Genomic DNA, 17,415 nt, shown 5'->3' on the forward strand with positions numbered 1-17,415 from the left:
GAGACCTGTCCTTCGGCCGGCCGTGATCACGAAACCATGATCTGGAAGTCCTGGCGCCGATGATCCATGCTAACGAGGTCGTGAACATTACGGATCACATGGGTCATTTCACATGAGGAGCCTTTTCGGCGGTCCTCAGCATCGCAGACTGGTTTCAGTCAGCACGGCTCTCAAGATCGTCGCCGCTTTCTTCATCCTGCTGGTCTGTCTGGCTGCCTGGTATGAGATCGCCGCGTCCCGCAGCGCGATCATTTCGGAAACAGAGCGGCAGATGTCGCGGCTGGACATGGTGTTCGCCGAACAGACGGGCCGAGCGGTGGAGGCCGTGGACCTGCTGGTGGGCAGCGCGATGGAGACGGTGCAGCTCCACCTGGTGCAGAACCATTCGCTGGCCGGCGTCGACGATCTGTTGCGGCGGCGGATCGGCAGCGTGCGGCAGCTCCGCGCGGTGACGGTCCTGGATGCCGACGGCCATGTGCTGGTGGGCACCGATCCGGGGACCGAATACGCCCCGGGTGCCATCGTCGGGGCCCTGCTGGCGCGCTACCGCGCCGACCCCAAGGCGGGCCTGCTGATCAGCACGCCGTTCCAGGGCGCCGATCGACACTGGTATGCCCTGCTGAGCCGGCCGATGCGCCATGACGGCACCCTGAACGGCCTTGCCGTCGGGACGATCGCGCTGAACTATTTCGAGGACTTCTACCGCGCCGTCGAACTCAGCGAGAACGGCGCCATCAACCTGCATCTGCGCGACGGGACCTTGCTGGCCCGCTTCCCGCACGATGACGCCATCATCGGCACCAGCTACGGCGACCTGCCGCCGTTCAAGAACATCCTGTCCAAGGAAATGGCCGGCACGCTGGTCATGGACAGTCCGTTGGACGGCAACACGCGGGTCGTCGCGATCCGGGCGCTGAAGGCGTTTCCGCTCGCGGTCATGGTTTCGGTCGAACAAGGACGGGTGCTGCTCGACTGGCGGCACGGCGCCTATGCGCTGGTGGTGGTCGCGCTGGCGCTCGGCGGCCTGGTGGTGTTCCTGCTGCTGACCCTGGCGCGGCGGTCGCAGCAGATCGAGCACCTTCTGGAGCAGGCGCATCATGCGCGGATGACGGCGGAGCAGGCCAGCAACCGGATGATGCAGCAGATCGCGGAACGCGAGCGCACCGAGGCGAAGCTGCGGCAGGCGCAGCGGATCGAGGCGATCGGCCAGTTGACCGGCGGCGTCGCGCATGATTTCAACAACCTGCTGACCGTGGTTCTGGGGAATGTCGATATCCTGCAGCGCCGGGCGGCGGTTCCGGACGGCGCGATGGCGTCCCGCCTGGACGCGATCCGGTCCGCCGCCCAGCGCGGCGCCACGCTGACCAGCCACCTTCTGTCCTTTGCGCGGCGCCAGCCGCTGATGCCGAAGCCGGTCGACCTGAACGACACCATCCGCGGCATGCAGAACCTGCTGGACAGCGCGGTCGGGCCGCGGGCGCGCATCCGGCTCGACCTTGCCGCGGACCTGTGGCCGGCGATGGTGGACCAGAGCCAGGTCGAGCTGCTGATCCTGAACCTGGTCATCAACGCCCGCGACGCGCTGGCGGAACCCGGAACGATCACCATCGCCACCGCGAACACGTTCCGCGCGCCGTCGAGCAGCCCCGACGCGCCGCCCGCCGGGGACTATGTCCGCATCGTCGTGCGCGACACGGGCGTGGGCATCCCGCCCGACGTGCTGGCGCACGTGTTCGAGCCGTTCTTCACCACCAAGGCCCCCGGCGCCGGTTCGGGCCTCGGCCTCTCCCAGGTCTTCGGCACCGCCAGGCAATCCGGCGGGGCGGTGAAGATCGAGTCGGATGTCGGGCAAGGGACGGTGGTGACGGTCGACCTGCCGCGCGCCCTGGTCGAGCCGGCCGGCGCGGCCGTCGTGGATGCCGTCGGGGGCCTGCGCGGGTCCACCGGCACGATCCTGCTGGTGGACGACGACGACGCGGTCCGCGCTGTCGCCGCGACGATGCTGGCGGACCTCGGCTACACGGTGCGGGAGGCCGGCAGCGGGGAAAGCGCCCTGGCGATGCTGGAGCGTGACGGCGCGATCGACGTGCTGATGACCGACCTGGTGATGCCGGGGATGAACGGATCGCAGCTTGCCGCCGCGGCGCGGGAGCGGCGGCCCGACCTGCCGGTGCTGTTCGTGTCCGGCTACGCCGACCCGCTGGACGAGGCCTGGAGCCTGAACCACCCGCTGATCCGCAAGCCCTTCGGCGCCGCGGACCTGCATCGCGCCGTGGAGGCCGCGCTGGCGGAACGGCGGGAGGCGGTCGCCAGTTCGGGGGATTGAGCCGCCCCCCGCGCCGATCCCGCCATCCGCGCCGGTCCGCTGCATCGGCATCGCGAGACGGGGATGGCGGGCCTGCGCCCGCCGTGACGGCGGCAGGCTGTCGCCGCGCGCCGGAATGACTTGACCGGCCGGGACAGCCGCCCACACTGGTCCGCCTCATATTGGCGCGCTGGCGCAAAGGACCCGGACCATGGCCCTGACCATTCGCATCGACGATCGCCGCCCGTTCGCGGATGGTCTTATCTTTGGCGACACCGGCGCCTATGAGCGGCTGACCGGCCGGGTGCTGTTCGCCGTCGACCCCGAGGCGCCGGCGCAGGCGGACGTCGTCGACATCGACCTGGCGCCGCGCGACGAGGACGGGATGGTGCGCTTCGCGGCCGATTTCATGATCCTGCGCCCCACCGACGGCGGCAACGGCCGGCTGTTCTTCGACTGGGGCAACCGCGGCAACAAGCGGGCGCTGCAATTCTTCAACGATGCCCCGCACAGCAACGACCCGGTCACCGCCGCCCATGCCGGCAACGGGTTCCTGATGCGCCGCGGCTACGCGATCGCCTGGCTGGCATGGGAAGGCGACATCCTGCCCGGCGACGGCCGCCTGGTCCTGGACGTGCCGGTGGCGACCGAAGACGGCCGGCCGATCACCGGGCGCGTCCGGTCCGAGATCATCGCCGACGCCCAGACCCTGTACACGGTGCCTCTGAGCGGGCGGGTCCCGGCCCATTCCTATCCGATCGCGGAGAACCCGGACGCGGTCCTGACCCGCCGCCGCTATCCGTATGATCCGCCGGAGACGATCCCGGCCTCGGAATGGGCCTTCGCCCAGCAGGTCGCGGGATCGGGGGCGGAGGCGGCGGGGACGGAACACGCGCTGGTGCCGTCCGACCGGTTCATCCATTACCCCGCCGGGTTCAAGCCGGGCTGGATCCACGAGATCACCTATACCGCCCGCGACCCCAAGGTGATGGGCCTGGGCCACGTCGCGGTGCGCGACTTCGTCAGCTTCCTGAAATACGAGACGGGTGAGGCGAACCCCCTGGCCGGGCTGACGATGGCCTATGGCTGGGGGCGCTCGCAGACCGGGCGCTGCATCCGCGACTTCATCTATCGCGGCTACAACGGCGACGCCGAGGGACGGCGGGTGTTCGACGGCTTGATGCCGCATGTCGCCGGCGCGGGCCGGAAATGGCTGAACCACCGTTTCGCCAGCCCGATCGTCTCGGGCGGGCAGCAATACGAGGACCATTTCAACATCGCCGACAGCTTCCCGTTCTCCTACGCCCCGTCGGTGGACCACCTGACGGGGAACGAGGACGCGATCCTCAAGCGGCCCTCGACCGACCCGCTGGTGTTCCATACCCAGACGGCGACGGAGTACTGGGTGCGGCGCGGGTCGCTGGTGCATACCGACACGCTGGGCAACGACCTGCCGCAGCCCGAGACGGTGCGGGTGTATTTCTGGTCGAGCTCCCAGCATTCCGCCAATCCGCTGCTGGCGGCGCCGGCGAGGGGGATCGGGCAGAACCTCTCCAACTCCGTCGCGACCTCGATGCTGTTCCGCGCGATGATGGATGCGATGGACGCCTGGGCGACGGACGGGACGAACCCGCCGGACAGCGCGGTGCCGATGCGCGCGGACGGCACGCTGGTGGACTACGCGACCTGGGCGGAGCAGTTCCCGCGCATCCAGGGCGTGATGCGCCTGGCGGAGCCGAACGCGCTGCCGCTGCTGGATTTCGGGCCGGACGCCGAGCGGGGGGTCCTGTCGGAACCGCCGCGTCTCGTGCCCGGCCGCAACGATCCGGAAGGCGGGCTGGGCCTGCGCTACACCGTCCTGGTGCCGTCGGTCGACGTGGACGGCAACGACGTGGCGGGGGTGCGCGCGCCGATGGTGCAGGCGCCCTTGGGCACCTACACGGGGTGGAACCCCCGGGCACGGGGCCATGGCCACGGCGCGCAGTGGCGGTTCGAGGGCAGCTATATCCCGTTCCCCGACACTGAGTCCGAACGTGCGATGACGGTCGATCCGCGGCTTTCGGTGCAGGACCGCTACCCGGATGCCGACGCCTATGTGGCCGCGATCCGCCGCGCGGCGAAAGCACTGGTGGCGCAGGGCCTGATGCTGGAGGAGGACGTCGAACGCTGTGCCGCCGCCGCTGCCGGGTGGTGCCCCGCCAGGCATGTGGTGGGGCTGGACCCGGCCGCACCGGACCGATGACGCCGATGTTCCCCCGCCAAGGGATGTTTTCCGGGTGTTTTCCAGGGTGTTCCCCGGGGCTGTTTCCCGGCCGCTGGAACCGCAACGAATTCACCCTCCTGGCCGGCCGTTTTGCGTCAAATCCGCCACCCTGGCGTCCCTGAGATCGCGGCTCGACAAGTTCCGGGACAGAAATACCGTTCACGTCCTTGACACCCGCTTACCCCCTGGGTAGCAAGCCCCCGCTTTCCGGCATGTAATGTTGCCAGGAGGCAAGCATGGTTCAGGAGCAGGGCAACCCGGACTCCTCGTTCGAGGGTCGTCTTCAGGCTGCCCGCCGCAAACAGGGCCTCGACGCCCCGCCCAAGTCGTCCTTGGATAAGGACGCGATCGGCGGGTCGGCCTGGTCCATCGGCTTGCGGGTGGGGATCGAACTGGTATCGGCTATGGTGGTGGCGGTCGCCATCGGCTATGGGCTGGACCGGGTCTTCCACACCACGCCGATCCTGACGGCCGTGTTTGTCCCGGTGGGCGGAGCGGCCGGTGTGGCGAATCTTTGGCGCCTGTTCGCGCCAAAGCCGGATGGCAAGTGAGTAGGAGCAAGGCAGCGTGGCGGCCGAGGGTTCGAACAGCATCGACGCGCTGGGCCAGTTCCAGCTTCACCCGGCATTGGGTTTCATCGGCGAGTCCGTCAATTTCACGCAATCGAACCTGATGATGGTCGTCGCCGGCGTGGCCGTGCTGGCGCTGCTCTATGTCGGCATGCGCCCCCGCGCCATGGTGCCGGGCCGGCTGCAGGCCGCGGCCGAGATGGGATACGAATCGATCCTGTCGATGTGCGTCGAAACGATCGGCGAGGAAGGGCGGAAGTTCTTCCCCTTCGTCTTCACGCTGTTCTTCTTCATCCTGTTCGGCAACCTGCTGGGCGTGTTCCCGCTGTTCTTCACCTTCACCAGCCACATCGTCGTGACCCTGGCGTTGGCGCTGCTGGTGGTCATCCTGGTGACCATCGTCGGGCTGAAGGAGCACGGGCTGCACTGGTTCAGCTATTTCGTGCCGCAGGGCGTCCCCAAGGTGCTGCTGCCGCTGATGGTGGTGATCGAGCTGATTTCCTACCTCTCGCGCATCATCTCGCTGTCGGTTCGTCTTTTCGCCAACATGATGGCCGGCCACGTGATGCTGGAGGTGTTCGGCTCCTTCATCGTCATGCTTGGCGGCCTGGGGTTGCTGGGCTACTTCCCGGCCGCTGTCTCGCTTGGGGTCAACACGCTCCTGATCGGGTTCGAGCTGCTGGTCGCGACCCTGCAAGCCTATGTCTTCGCGGTGCTGACCTGCATCTACCTGCACGATGCGGTTCACCTGCACTGACCGACTACCCTCCACCCCCTCTGGACGACCGGGCACCAATGCCGCCCGTGCGAACTGATAACGAAAGGAACTAGGACTATGGACGTCGCTTCCGCCAAGATGATCGGTGCCGGTATCGCCATGATCGCGCTCGCCGGCGTCGGCATCGGCATGGGCACCATCTTCGGCTCGCTGGTGACCAGCGTGGCCCGCAACCCGGCAGCCCGCGACCGCGTGTTCGGCCTCGCGATCCTTGGCTTCGCGCTGACGGAAGCCGTCGCGCTGTACGCCCTGGTCATCGCGTTCATCATCCTCTTCGTCTGACAAGGGTGGGCGCGCGGTGCCGCGCGTCCGGTTAGCAGCGTGAAGGCGAGCACGATGAAGCCGATTCTCGGTCTGGCAGTGGCCCTGTTGACGTTCCCGACCGTCGCGATGGCGGTGGGGATGCCGCAGCTCGACCTGGCGAACCCGCTGACGACCGCGCAGGTCGTGTGGGGCGCGATCATCTTCATCGTCCTGTATATCCTGCTGGCACGCGGCGGGCTGCCGCGCGTGGCCTCGGTGCTGGACGAACGCGCCGCGAAGATCTCCGCCGACCTCGACGCCGCGCGGGCGGCCAAGGCGAAGGCGGACGCCGACTCGGCGCAGGCCCTGACGGCGCAGAAACAGGCCCGCGCCGACGCGCAGAACGCCATCAACGCCGCGGTGAACGAGGCGAAGGCGGCGGCCGCCAGCCAGGCGGAGACGCTGAACGCGCGGCTGGACAAGCAGCTCCACGATGCCGAGGCACAGATCGCCCAGGCCCGCGTCTCCGCCATGGGGGCGGTGCGGCAGGTGGCGACGGAAACCGCCTCGCTGGTGGTGTCGCGCCTGAGCGGCGTGCCCGCCAACGCCGCCGCCGTCGACAAGGCGGTCGGGGCGGCCATGGCGACGCGCGGCATCGGCTGAGCAGGGAAAGACCATCATGCACGAGGAACCCAGCTTCTTCGCCGAACCCAGGAACTGGGTCGTCCTGGCGTTCATCCTGTTCTTCGTCCTGTTCGGGAAGAAGTTGTGGGGCGCGCTGGCCGGCATGCTCGACGCCAGGGCCGAGAAGGTGAAGGCGGAACTGGAGGAAGCCCAGGCATTGCGCCGCGAGGCCGATGCCATGCTGAAAGACGCGGAAAAGCAGCGGACCGAGGCGGTGGCCGACGCCAAGGCGCTGATCGAAGGCGCCAGGGCCGAAGCCGCCCGCATCACCGCCGCCGCCGCCGCGGAAGCCGAGGCGAGTGCCAAGCGGCGTGAGAAAATGGCGATCGACCGCATCGCCGCGGCCGAGAAAGCCGCGGTCGACGAAGTCCGCATGGCCGCCGCCGACATCGCGACGACCGCCGCGCGTCAGGTGCTGACCGAGGAACTGACCCCCGAAGCGGATGCCGCGCTGATCGACCAGGCGATCACCCAACTCCCAGGCGCCCTGGCCGCCCGCCACGCGGCGTGAGCCCCGCACGGGAACCGTCCGAGCGCCGCAGGCGCGGAGGGCGCTAAATCGGGGGATCGGAACGGGGTTGGCGCCTCCCCCGTCGTGATCGGCGAAGGTCGCCCATCCACGGCCCTTTCCGCCCGCGTCACGCGTCGCAGACGGCGGAACCCGGCCCTATGAAAACACCGGGTCCAGCGCCGGTCCCCAAAGCCGGACGCCACCGGTGATCCCGGCATCGTTCGACACCAGCTTCACGTTCGCCGGCAGCGTCAGGTCCACCTGCTTGGCATTCCCGCCGCCGATATAGAGCGTGTCGTACCCGACCAGCGTGGTGATGCAGTCCAACGCGCGCTGCAGCCGCTTGTTCCAGCGCTTCCGGCCGACGGCCTTGAAGGCCGCGACGCCCAGGAACTGGTCATAGGTCTTGCCCTTGTGGACCGGATGCTGGCTCAGTTCCAGGTGCGGCGCCGGGCGGCCGTCCTCGAACAGCGCGAAGCCCATCCCCGTGCCCAGCGTGATGACGCATTCCAGGCCTTTGCCGGTGATCACGCCCAGGCCTTGCACCTCGGCGTCGTTGAGCATGCGGACCGGCTTGTCCAGCTTCTCCATCAGCGCCGAGGCCAGCGGGAAGTTGCGCCAGGCCTTGGTGCCCAGGTTCGGCGCCGTCAGCACGTAGCCGTGTCGCACGACCCCGGGGAACCCCACGGAAACCCGGTCGAACCGGCCCAGCGGCTTCGCCAGTTCGACCAGCTTGTCGACGATGGCCTTGGGCGGCACGTCGTGCGGCGTGTCCACATGGTCGGGACCTTTCACCATCTGCCCCGACGCATCCAGCAACCCGGCCTTGAGGTGAGTCCCGCCGATATCGATCGCCAGGGTCAGCGGCGAAGACCGTTCCGCCGGCAAGTGTTCGCTATCCATGGTCCGCTCGTTTCAAACCGGTGTCACGCCAGAAGATAAGAGCTTAGCAAGAAAAGACTACTCCTGGCGAAGAATCCGCCAGATCCCGTCGACCGCGCCCACCGGCCGTTCGCTTCGCGCGCCCAGCGCCGCGATCGTGCCTTTCACGAACACCAGCGCGCGCGTGCGCCGCGTGACCTCACCCTGCAATTCGAGGAACTCGCCCAGCCGGGTCGCGTCCAAAAAATGAGTGTTGAGCTGGATTGTTGCGCACGCCGCCCGCTCGGCTGCCTCCCAGGCCAGGAAGCTCAGCCCGTGGTCGGCGAACGCCATCAGCACGCCGCCATGCACGACGCTGGCCGGGTTCGCATGCTCCGGTCCGGTCAGCAGCCCGTAGCGCCAGCGGTCATCAACTTTGCGCGCCCAGGGCACGCCCAGGCCGCCGGGCATCGCGGCGCCCGTCAGCGCCCGCCAGCCGTTCGCCGCGGGGTCATAGCCGCTCATGGCACCGTCCCAAAGGGCGTCCCACCAGAGGGCGTCCCACCAAAGGGCGTCCCGCCAGAGGGCGTCCCGCCAGAGGGCGTCCCACCAGAGGGCGTCCCCCCGGAGGGCGTCTCCCCGGAGGGCGCGTCCCGCAGGGCCGCCAGCCGGTCCGGCAGGTCGAGCAGGCTGTCGATCCGGATATGCGCCTGCTCCATCTCCGGTTTCTCGGCATGGATCCAGCCCCAGGGTCCGCGGCGCAGGAACACCGACACCATCCCCGCCGTCCGGCTCGGCAGCACGTCGTTGTCCAGCCGGTCGCCGACATAGGCGATCTGGTCGGCGGGCACGCCGGCGATCTCGACGACCTTCTGGAAGAACCTGGGGTCCGGCTTTGACACGCCCCAGCCGGCCGAGGACGCGATCACGTCCGCCGGCAGTTCCAGCCGCGCCAGCGAGGCCTCGGACTCCACCGGCTGGTTGCCGGCGATCAGCACCTTGTAGCCGCGGTCCCGCAGCGCCGTCAGGCAGGGAAGGGCGTCGGGATAGAGGTCGGCGGCGATGAACTCATAGGCCCATCCCTGCGCGGCGCGGAGCTTCCGCGCCTCGTTGGGCGAGAGGCCGGGGCGGAAGATGTCGAAGACGCGGCGGAGCGATTCGCCGCGCTCCATCACGACGCCGATCGCGGTGAACAGCGTCATGGCGGGGACGTCCAGGAATTCGGCCCATTCCAGCCAATGGCGGGTCTCGTCGATCAGGGTCTCGCCGACGTCGAAACAGACTGCGCGAACGGGCATGAACCGCCTTGGGGCTGGGGATCAGGGGCGCCGATCATGTTGCTTTGGCGGCCGGCTGGCAATGTTCCGGTGGCCGGGGGGAGGCCCCGGAGCACGGACGAAGCGCCGTCATGGCCAGGCTTCGCCTTATCGCATCCGCATGCACGCCGAAACGTGGACGGACCGTCCCCCTCTCGTCATGGCCGCGCCTGTCCCGGCCACCGATGCTTCACCGTCGCTGAGCGGGTCGCCGCGACAAGCCCGGCCATGACGAGAGGGGCACCGATGGCGGCGGCGCCTGGTAAAACGCCGCTTTGCCGCGCTTCGGCCGGCGTCAGCGCCTGGACCAGCGCCCAGGATGCGTCCCGCCACTGCGCGCGCGTCCAGTCCGTGCGGTCCTCCGCCGCGGGGCAGGGCGGGGCGGCCAGCCACCGGCCGATCGCGCCGGCCAGCGAAGCCGGGTCCGGTTCGCACAGATAGGCGTGCTCCGCGCCGGCCAGTTGTTCGGCCAGGCCGCCGACGCGCGTGGCGATGACGGGAAGCCCGGCGGCGAGGGCGGCCGCGGCGACGCCGCTTTGGCTTGCGTCACGATAAGGCAGGACCACCGCGTCGGCCCAGGCCAGCAGGGCGCCGATCGCGGTCTCCGGGACCCAGTGGTTTTCCACCGTCACGCCGGGGCAGGCGCGCAGGGCGGCCAGCGCGGCGCTTTCCGGCCCCAGGCCGGCCACCCGCACCTCGACGCCGGAGAGGCCGCTCAACGCCTCCGCCAGCAGGTCCAGGCCCTTGTAAGGCAGCAGCCGGCCGAAGCACAGCAGGCGCGGCGGTCCCGACGGGCGCGGCGCACGGGGCATGGCGAAGGCGAAGGGCGGGTGCCGGAACGGCACGGCGTCGCCGAAGCCCTGCCGCCTGAGCCCCCGCGCCACATGGCCCGTCAGCGCCACCACGTCGTTGGCCGTGCGGCACAGCAGGCGCTGCAGCGTCATCTGCAGCGGAAACCCGTCGCCGGTATGCGCCTCGGCCTCGTGCACGATCACCGCGACCCGGCAGCCGACCAGGCGCAGCGCCACGGCCATCGGCAGGTCGAGCGGGCCGGGCATGGCGCAGATCGCCAGGTCCGGACGCAGCGCGCCGACGCGCCGCACCAACCAGGGCAATGCCAGCGGCGCGGTCGCCAGCCGCAGCAGCAGCGAGACCATCCCGCGATACGTCGTCACCGGCATCCGGCAGTCGGGCGCCTCGGGGCCGCGCATGATCTCGGCGTCGCGGCACAGCGACAGGGACACGGACAGGCCGGGATGGTCCGCCAGCGCCCGCGCCAGGCAGGCGGCGAAGCGCGGTCCGGCGCCGCGCCGGCCCCATTGCCAGACCAGCACGTTCATCGCAGCGCCTCGACCGCCCGCAGCAGCGGTTCGGCGGTCAGGCATGTCCGAGCGTGACGCTGCGCGGCGAGGCCGATCCGGTTCCGCAGGGCCGGGTCGTCGGCAAGCCGGCGCAGCGCCGCCACCGCCTCGGCCACGTCCGGCTCCGCCCAGGCGCCCCGATAGACCGCGCGGTCGTCGCGGGCCGGCACCAGGCGGCAGGGGATCAGGACGGCGCTGCGGTCGTCCATGAACTCGGTGCTGCCCGACCAGGCGGTGGCGACGACCGGCTTGCCCAGCAGCATGGCCTCGGCGAGGACCAGGCCGAACCCCTCGGCGCGATGCAGCGACAGCACGATGTCGGCACAGGCGATCAGCGCCTGGTTGTCGGCCGGCGAGAAGCATCGCGTCTCCAGCCGGATATTCGCCGTCCCCGCCACCAACGCGGCGATGCGGGCATGGTCGGCCGGTGCGTGGTCGGCGTGCCCGAGCTTGAGCAGCAGGAAGCGGTCGGGGCGGTCGCCGAAGGCGGTTCGGAAGGCGGCGATGGCCGCGAACGGGTTCTTGCGGGCGCAGGAGGAGGCGAGGTTGAACGACACCAGCACGATCACCGCCGCCTCCGGCAGGCCGAAACCCGACCGGTCGCGCGGCGAGGGGCACGGCGCGACCTCGGCCAGCGGCGGCGGCACGACGCGCACGCGGCCGGGCAGCAGCGGGTCCAGCGCCGCGGCGGTGAAGCGGGAGGGGGTCCAGACCTGGGTCACGCAAGCGGCGGCGGGGCGCCAGTCGTCGGGGACGTCCGGCAGTTCCCACGCCCAGTAGCCGACGATCGGCCGATGCCGGGTCACCGATCGCGGCAGGCGCAGCAGCGCCAGCGGCAGCAGCGGGCCGTTCACGTGCAGGACCAGCGGGACGTGCGGCGGCGGCAGGCTGGTTCCGTCTGCCGGCATCTCCATGGGGATGCCGCCCGGTCCGCCGGCCAGCGGCGGCAGGTCGATCGTCCAGACCGGCAGGTTGGCCGCTCGCGCCGCCGTGGCCATCAGCCGCGCGCCTTCGCCCAATCCGGATGCGCGGGAGAATTCGCCCGCGATGGCGAGGCCCGGGCAGACCGGCCCGGGCTTCGGCCGGGAAACGAGCCAGCCGGTGACGCGGGCGAGGGCGCGGCGGCGCGCATCGGCCGGCAGGCGCCGCCATAGCCGGTGCGGCAGGCTGGGCGCGAAAACCGGGGCCGCGTGCTGGTGCATGGGGCCGGATGATGCGGGCGGCCGGTTAAGAATGACTTAATGGCAGCCACGCGGATCGGAACGGTTGCGCGCGGGCGGGACTGGCGCTACGCCGCGCCTTTCCAACGCAGCAAAGGTCGCGCGCCATGGCGGTCAAGGATGTGAAGAAGGTCGTGCTCGCCTATTCCGGCGGCCTGGACACCAGCGTGATCCTGCGCTGGCTGCAGACGACCTATCGATGCGAGGTCGTGACCTTCACCGCCGACCTGGGGCAGGGCGAGGAACTGGCCCCCGCCCGCGCCAAGGCCGAGATGTTCGGCGTGAAGGAGATCTTCATCGACGACCTGCGGGAAACCTTCGTGAAGGACTTCGTCTTCCCGATGTTCCGCGCCAACACGGTCTATGAGGGGCAGTACCTGCTGGGCACGTCGATCGCCCGCCCGCTGATCGCACAGCGCCAGATCGAGATCGCCGAACAGGTCGGCGCCGACGCCGTCGCCCACGGCGCGACCGGCAAGGGCAACGACCAGGTGCGGTTCGAGCTGTCGTATTACGCGCTGAAGCCGGACATCAAGATCATCGCCCCGTGGCGCGAGTGGGACCTGACCAGCCGCACCAGGCTGCTGGAATTCGCCGAAGCGAACCAGATCCCCATCGCCAAGGACAAGCGCGGCGAAGCGCCGTTCAGCGTCGACGCCAACCTGCTGCACTCGTCCTCGGAAGGGAAGATCCTGGAAGACCCCGGCATGGAGGCCGATGAGATCGTCTACCAGCGCACCATCCGGCCGGAGGACGCGCCGGACAAGGCGACGATCATCTCGATGGATTTCGAGCACGGCGACCCGGTGGCGATCGACGGCGAGACGCTGTCGCCGGCGTCGTTGCTGACGAAACTGAATGCGTTGGGCAAGGCCAACGGCATCGGACGGCTGGACCTGGTGGAGAACCGTTTCGTCGGCATGAAGTCGCGCGGCGTCTACGAGACCCCCGGCGGCACGATCCTGCTGGCGGCGCACCGGGCGATCGAGAGCATCACGCTGGACCGCGAGGCGGCGCATCTGAAAGACAGCCTGATGCCGAAATACGCCGAGCTGATCTACAACGGTTTCTGGTTCAGCCCGGAGCGGCGGATGCTGCAGGCGGCCATCGACGCGAGCCAGCACAGCGTGACCGGCCGGGTGCGGCTGAAGCTGTACAAGGGCAACGTCACCTGCGTCGGACGCGAGAGCCCGAACAGCCTGTATTCGATGAAGGTGGTGACGTTCGAGGAAGACCAGGGCGCGTACGACCAGTTCGACGCCCAGGGCTTCATCAAGCTGAACGCGCTGCGGCTGCGGCTGGGCGCGATGGCCGGGCGCCGCGGCGGGGCGCTGTAGCGCCCGGTAGGGGCGGCTGCCGCCGGTCCTTCCCCGTCACGTCCCGGTCCGGCTTGACCGGGACCACCCGTGCCGCAACGGACGGGGACGGCCCGGTCGAGCCGGGCCGTGACGAGCCTGCAGCCGGGGCGTGGCGCGTTCGCAGCCGGGCGTGGCGGAGAGGCGCCGTCAGTCTCGTCCGCTACTGGTCCGACACCCGTTCGATGTTCCACAGCAGCGGAAAGCTGAACGGCATCACGCCTTTCAACTCCGCTCGGTAGGCCGGCGGGCCGGCGAACTGTCCGCCCAGGATCAGGTTCACGTTCCGGTGGAACCGCTCCTGCAGCTTGTCCGCGATCGCCTGGCGCTCCTCCGGTTTGGCGACGGACAGTTGTTTCAGCAGCGACGTGATCTGCGGATCGCAGTACCAGCCGAACTGGCCGTCGATACAGTTGTAGGAAATGCCGACATTGGATAGCGGGTTGACCATGTCGATGCCGTTGGCGATCAGCGGCACGATGCTCCAGCCGCCTTTCTCCACCGGCTCCCGGCTGAACCGCCGCTGCGCCACCGTCGCGTAGTCCGAGGTCTTGAGGTCGACGTTGAAGCCGGCCTGCTTCAGCTCATCCGCCACCACGAGGCCGATCGGGTTCAGCAGCGCCGAACTGGAGGCGTGCAGGAACGCGATCGGCTCGTTGTGATAGCCGGACTCTTTCAGCAGTTCCTTCGCCCGTTCGATGCCTGCGTTCCGGAACACCTCGGTCCCCGCGGTCGAACTCAGCGGTGCGTTGCACATGAAGAGCGATTCGCAGCTCTTGAGGTACATGTCGCCGGGCAGGCCCAGCGAGGCCATCACGTCGGACTGGTTGATCGCCGCCTGCGCTGCCTGCCGGACCTTCAGGTTGTTGAACGGCGGCTGCATGTGGTTCAGGACGATGATGGCCATGATCTGGTCGGCGCCCTTGGTCTGGCCGATGACGATGTGGGGATCGCGGCGCAGGACGGGGATGAAGTCCGCCGGCACGATCTCCAGCATGTCCAGCTCATCGGCCTGCAGCGCGGCCACGCGGGTCGCCTGGTCGGGGATGCTGATCAGGTCCACGCGGTCCATCTTGGCCACCTTGCCGCCGGCCAGGGCGTCGGCGGGTTCCGGCCGCGGCTTGTAGTCCGGGTTGCGGTCCAGCACGGCCAGATTGCCGGGCTGCCACAGGTCCTGGCGGAAGATATAGGGGCCGCTGCCTACGATCTCCGGCACCGGCTTGTCCGACGGCAGGTCGGCCAGCCGCTTGGGCATGATCACCGGGATATGGTGGCCGGGCTTGCCCAGCGCCTCCAGCACGAAGCCGTAGGGCCGTTTCAGTTTCAACTGGAACGTCTTGTCGTCGACGATGGTCAGCGAGGCGGTCGCGTCCATCAACTGCTCGCCCATCGCCTCCTTCGTCGCCCAGCGCTTGATGGAGGCGACGCAGTCCGCCGACGTCACGGCGGTGCCGTCGGAAAAGGCCAGGCCGTCGCGCAGGGTGAAGGTCCAGGTCAGCCGGTCGTCGCTGACCGTCCAGCCCTGCAGCATCTGCGGCCGGTAGACCCCCTTGCTGTCGACGCCGACCAGCGTGTCGAAGACCATGTGCGCGAAGACGCGGGTGGCGTTGATCGTGGTGACGATCGGGTCCAGCACCTGGAGTTCGGTGTTGAGCGAGACGCGCAGCGTCGATTTGGGAACCGATGCCGCCTGGGCCCAGGCGACGCCGGTCCGGCCCATCGGGGGCAGGCCCATCGGAAGCAGGCCGGCGCAGGCGAGGGCGACGAGTGTCGCGGCGAGACCGCGCAGGGCGGTCGCGCGCGTAAGCCTAGCCGGTCTCAATCTGCGACCAGCGGCGTCTTCAGAACCGTGTCCTTCGCCTGGATGCCGCCACGGTTGCCGACCTCGATGCTGCCGTAGCGGGCGATATAGGTCTCGGGCAAGGGCCGGGCGCCGTCGGCGGCGATCCAAAGGCGCAGGAGATGGCGCTTGCGCTCCGGTTCCGGCCAGTCCTCATACGCCGTGCGGTCGTGCAGGACGGTGTAGTTGTGGACGAACTGCATGTCGCCCACCTCCAACTTCATGTCCAGGCGCAGGTCCGGCTCCTCGGCGATGCTGGTGAACAGGTCGATCGCGTCCTGCGGGTTGCGCGGCGCATCGGCGTGGCGCTGGGAGGAACCGACGTTCCGGCCGGTGAACGACACCGACAGCAGCCCGGCATGGTCGTTGAAGATCGGCATGGCGAACCATTCGCCCTCGCCTTCGCGGATTTCGCCGCGGCGATCGAAGGCGATGGGTTGGAACAGCTTTTCCGCCAGGTCGGGCCGGCGCTTCGCCATCTCGTTGTAGACGGTCATGGAACTGACCAGGGACGACAGCCCGCCGCTCTTGGCGGTCGCGAGGCACATCAGCCCCACCACGTCGCACCCGTCCGTGTGGAACAACTGCCGTTCCCGGCTCTGCGACGCCCGTGCCCGGAAATTCGTCGCGGCGACCAGGCCGACATCGCGCACATGGCCCAGCAGGTGGCCGCGGGTGTTCTGCGAGACCGGGTTGCCCAGGTGCCGGCCGATGCCCCAGAACGTCAGGGCGTTGCGGTCGATCTGGTAGTTCGCGGTGGGGAAGCCGCGGATCAGCACGAAGCCGATGCCGTCCAGCAAATCCCGCCGGATGGCGTCCAACGTCCGGGAGACGGTCGGGAGCGGGAAGTCCTGCCGGGTGATCGCCGCCATCGGCTTGCCGGTGGCGAGCGCGGTCTCGGTCGCGGCTTCGATCTCGGCGATCTCCTCGGCGGACAGGCGGTAGATCCACTTGTCCGGCTGTTCGGTGAGATCGCGTCCCAGCCAGGCCGATGGTCCTTCGACGAGGGGGCGGGGATACGGAACGTTCATGCCATCGGCCATCGCAAAACTCCCTGCTGGGGAACACCATTCCGGTTCGTCATACAAGTGTCGTGCAATTGTTGCGGCGCGGCAAGTCCCGTTGCCAGGTCCGTCATCGGTGCCGGCCCAAGTTGGACTGATCGAACAGGCCGGAATCGATCCTTCCGATCGGTCCGCTATCCCTCTACGGTGGCGTCGAACGAGGCAGCCAGACGCCAGGGCCATACGCATGTACATCCCGCCCCATTTCAAGGAAGACCGGGTCGACATCCTGCACGCGGCGATCCGCCGCGCCGGTGCGGCGACGCTGGTGTCGATGACCGCCGAGGGGCTGTTCGCGTCCCACGCGCCGCTGCTGCTCGATCCCGAACCGGCCCCCTACGGCACGCTGGTGGGCCACCTGGCGAAGGCCAACCCCCATCGGCGCCTGCTGGACGGCCAGCCGGCCGGGGTGGTCGAGACGAGGGCGGTCGAGACGGGGGCGGTCGAGACGGGGGCGGTCGAGACGCTGGTGATCTTCCAGGGACCCGGCGGCTACATCACGCCGTCGTACTATGCGGCCAAGAAGGAGCACGGGAAGGTCGTGCCCACCTGGAACTACGCCGCGATCCACGCCTATGGCGTGCTGGAGACCTTCGACGACCCGGACCGGCTGTTATCCGTCGTGACCCGCCTGACCGACGCCCATGAGGCATCGCGCGCCGCGCCGTGGGCGGTTTCGGACGCCCCAGCCGATTTCGTCCAGGGCATGCTGAAGGGGATCTACGGCATCTCGCTGCGGATCACCCGGTTGGAGGGGAAGGTGAAAATGAGCCAGAACCGTCCCGCCGCCGATCGTCCGGGGATCGTCGAGGGCCTCCGTGCCGACGGCCGGGCGGAACTGGCGGAGGCGGTGACGGAAGCGCTCAGCCGCGTCCCGTCCGACGCCCCGCGGTCTTGACGCCGCAGGAGCGCCTCGTCCCGTCATGGCCCGGCCGGGCCGTCTCCCGAGACGCAGGATGGTCCGGTCAGGCCGAACGGCGGCGAGGCGGCGAACCCGGGCGGCCGCCTCCCGCCGCAGACGGCCTTACCGCCAGATCGGCCGTCC

At 69.3% G+C, this 17,415-nt stretch carries 16 protein-coding genes; 9 read left to right on the forward strand and 7 right to left on the reverse strand.

The genetic code is table 11. From position 1 onward, the window contains the following. Window positions 1-112: 112 nt before the first annotated feature. The 7 genes from VHB27_RS20865 (at window position 113) to VHB27_RS20895 (ending at window position 7,353) form a co-directional block, all read left to right on the forward strand. Window positions 113-2,326 (forward strand): hybrid sensor histidine kinase/response regulator, encoded by a 2,214-nt coding sequence (locus VHB27_RS20865; RefSeq protein ID WP_325604182.1) that lies wholly within the window; start codon window positions 113-115, stop codon window positions 2,324-2,326. 190 nt (window positions 2,327-2,516) lie between these two features. Continuing rightward, on the forward strand, window positions 2,517-4,547 hold the full coding sequence (locus tag VHB27_RS20870) for an alpha/beta hydrolase domain-containing protein (protein WP_325604184.1): 2,031 nt from the start codon (window positions 2,517-2,519) through the stop codon (window positions 4,545-4,547). 257 nt (window positions 4,548-4,804) lie between these two features. Next, window positions 4,805-5,119 (forward strand): AtpZ/AtpI family protein, encoded by a 315-nt coding sequence (locus tag VHB27_RS20875; protein ID WP_325604186.1) that lies wholly within the window; start codon window positions 4,805-4,807, stop codon window positions 5,117-5,119. A 16-nt stretch (window positions 5,120-5,135) separates the two neighbouring features. Next, entirely contained in the window at window positions 5,136-5,894 is a 759-nt protein-coding gene (locus tag VHB27_RS20880) for a F0F1 ATP synthase subunit A (protein WP_325604187.1), read from the forward strand. A 78-nt stretch (window positions 5,895-5,972) separates the two neighbouring features. Continuing rightward, window positions 5,973-6,197 (forward strand): ATP synthase subunit C family protein, encoded by a 225-nt coding sequence (locus VHB27_RS20885; RefSeq protein ID WP_325604189.1) that lies wholly within the window; start codon window positions 5,973-5,975, stop codon window positions 6,195-6,197. A gap of 54 nt (window positions 6,198-6,251) precedes the next feature. Beyond that, entirely contained in the window at window positions 6,252-6,821 is a 570-nt protein-coding gene (locus VHB27_RS20890) for a hypothetical protein (RefSeq protein WP_325604191.1), read from the forward strand. 16 nt (window positions 6,822-6,837) lie between these two features. Then, window positions 6,838-7,353 carry a F0F1 ATP synthase subunit B gene (locus tag VHB27_RS20895; RefSeq protein WP_325604192.1) on the forward strand — a complete coding sequence of 172 codons (516 nt, stop codon included), beginning with the start codon at window positions 6,838-6,840 and terminating at the stop codon, window positions 7,351-7,353. 156 nt (window positions 7,354-7,509) lie between these two features. On the opposite strand, the gene VHB27_RS20900 is transcribed toward VHB27_RS20895, so the two are convergent. The 5 genes from VHB27_RS20900 to VHB27_RS20920 form a co-directional block, all read right to left on the reverse strand. Next, window positions 7,510-8,256 (reverse strand): ROK family protein, encoded by a 747-nt coding sequence (locus VHB27_RS20900; RefSeq protein WP_325604194.1) that lies wholly within the window; start codon window positions 8,254-8,256, stop codon window positions 7,510-7,512. A 57-nt stretch (window positions 8,257-8,313) separates the two neighbouring features. Continuing rightward, window positions 8,314-8,739, reverse strand: coding sequence for a PaaI family thioesterase (locus VHB27_RS20905; protein ID WP_325604195.1), 426 nt, complete (start codon window positions 8,737-8,739; stop codon window positions 8,314-8,316). After that, the gene (locus tag VHB27_RS20910) at window positions 8,736-9,512 is read right to left on the reverse strand and encodes an HAD family hydrolase (RefSeq protein ID WP_325604197.1); all 777 of its coding nucleotides are present in this window, start codon (window positions 9,510-9,512) and stop codon (window positions 8,736-8,738) included. Before VHB27_RS20910 ends, VHB27_RS20905 begins: the two co-directional genes overlap by 4 nt. A 176-nt stretch (window positions 9,513-9,688) precedes the next feature. After that, window positions 9,689-10,870 (reverse strand): glycosyltransferase family 4 protein, encoded by a 1,182-nt coding sequence (locus VHB27_RS20915; RefSeq protein WP_325604198.1) that lies wholly within the window; start codon window positions 10,868-10,870, stop codon window positions 9,689-9,691. Then, a complete protein-coding gene (locus VHB27_RS20920) occupies window positions 10,867-12,093 on the reverse strand; it encodes a glycosyltransferase family 4 protein (protein ID WP_325604200.1) in 1,227 nt (408 codons plus the stop codon). Before VHB27_RS20920 ends, VHB27_RS20915 begins: the two co-directional genes overlap by 4 nt. 125 nt (window positions 12,094-12,218) lie before the next feature. On the opposite strand from VHB27_RS20920, the gene VHB27_RS20925 reads away from it, so the two are divergent. Then, the gene (locus VHB27_RS20925; RefSeq protein ID WP_325604202.1) at window positions 12,219-13,448 is read left to right on the forward strand and encodes an argininosuccinate synthase; all 1,230 of its coding nucleotides are present in this window, start codon (window positions 12,219-12,221) and stop codon (window positions 13,446-13,448) included. 181 nt (window positions 13,449-13,629) lie between these two features. Here the strand turns inward: VHB27_RS20925 and VHB27_RS20930 are convergent, their stop codons facing one another. Together VHB27_RS20930 and VHB27_RS20935 are read right to left on the reverse strand one after the other, a co-directional pair. Next, a complete protein-coding gene (locus VHB27_RS20930; protein WP_325604203.1) occupies window positions 13,630-15,288 on the reverse strand; it encodes an ABC transporter substrate-binding protein in 1,659 nt (552 codons plus the stop codon). Further along, a complete protein-coding gene (locus VHB27_RS20935; protein WP_325604207.1) occupies window positions 15,285-16,349 on the reverse strand; it encodes a TauD/TfdA family dioxygenase in 1,065 nt (354 codons plus the stop codon). The genes VHB27_RS20930 and VHB27_RS20935 overlap by 4 nt, the downstream gene beginning before the upstream one ends. Window positions 16,350-16,557: 208 nt before the next feature. Between VHB27_RS20935 and VHB27_RS20940 the strand changes: the two genes are divergently transcribed. Continuing rightward, a complete protein-coding gene (locus VHB27_RS20940) occupies window positions 16,558-17,268 on the forward strand; it encodes an FMN-binding negative transcriptional regulator (protein ID WP_325604209.1) in 711 nt (236 codons plus the stop codon). The last annotated feature ends 147 nt before the right edge of the window (window positions 17,269-17,415 follow it).

It is taken from the genome of Rhodopila sp. (genome assembly GCF_035548235.1).
Classification (GTDB): Bacteria; Pseudomonadota; Alphaproteobacteria; order Acetobacterales; family Acetobacteraceae; genus Rhodopila.

Excerpts from the sequence above, each read along its gene's own strand:
- VHB27_RS20865 (WP_325604182.1), top strand. The coding sequence starts at position 113 with ATGAGGAGCCTTTTCGGCGGTCCTCAGCATCGCAGACTGGTTTCAGTC.
- VHB27_RS20870 (WP_325604184.1), top strand. The coding sequence starts at position 2,517 with ATGGCCCTGACCATTCGCATCGACGATCGCCGCCCGTTCGCGGATGGT.
- VHB27_RS20875 (WP_325604186.1), top strand. The coding sequence starts at position 4,805 with ATGGTTCAGGAGCAGGGCAACCCGGACTCCTCGTTCGAGGGTCGTCTT.
- VHB27_RS20885 (WP_325604189.1), top strand. The coding sequence starts at position 5,973 with ATGGACGTCGCTTCCGCCAAGATGATCGGTGCCGGTATCGCCATGATC.
- VHB27_RS20890 (WP_325604191.1), top strand. The coding sequence starts at position 6,252 with ATGAAGCCGATTCTCGGTCTGGCAGTGGCCCTGTTGACGTTCCCGACC.
- VHB27_RS20895 (WP_325604192.1), top strand. The coding sequence starts at position 6,838 with ATGCACGAGGAACCCAGCTTCTTCGCCGAACCCAGGAACTGGGTCGTC.
- VHB27_RS20900 (WP_325604194.1), bottom strand. The coding sequence starts at position 8,256 with ATGGATAGCGAACACTTGCCGGCGGAACGGTCTTCGCCGCTGACCCTG.
- VHB27_RS20905 (WP_325604195.1), bottom strand. The coding sequence starts at position 8,739 with ATGAGCGGCTATGACCCCGCGGCGAACGGCTGGCGGGCGCTGACGGGC.
- VHB27_RS20910 (WP_325604197.1), bottom strand. The coding sequence starts at position 9,512 with ATGCCCGTTCGCGCAGTCTGTTTCGACGTCGGCGAGACCCTGATCGAC.
- VHB27_RS20915 (WP_325604198.1), bottom strand. The coding sequence starts at position 10,870 with ATGAACGTGCTGGTCTGGCAATGGGGCCGGCGCGGCGCCGGACCGCGC.
- VHB27_RS20920 (WP_325604200.1), bottom strand. The coding sequence starts at position 12,093 with ATGCACCAGCACGCGGCCCCGGTTTTCGCGCCCAGCCTGCCGCACCGG.
- VHB27_RS20925 (WP_325604202.1), top strand. The coding sequence starts at position 12,219 with ATGGCGGTCAAGGATGTGAAGAAGGTCGTGCTCGCCTATTCCGGCGGC.
- VHB27_RS20935 (WP_325604207.1), bottom strand. The coding sequence starts at position 16,349 with ATGGCCGATGGCATGAACGTTCCGTATCCCCGCCCCCTCGTCGAAGGA.
- VHB27_RS20940 (WP_325604209.1), top strand. The coding sequence starts at position 16,558 with ATGTACATCCCGCCCCATTTCAAGGAAGACCGGGTCGACATCCTGCAC.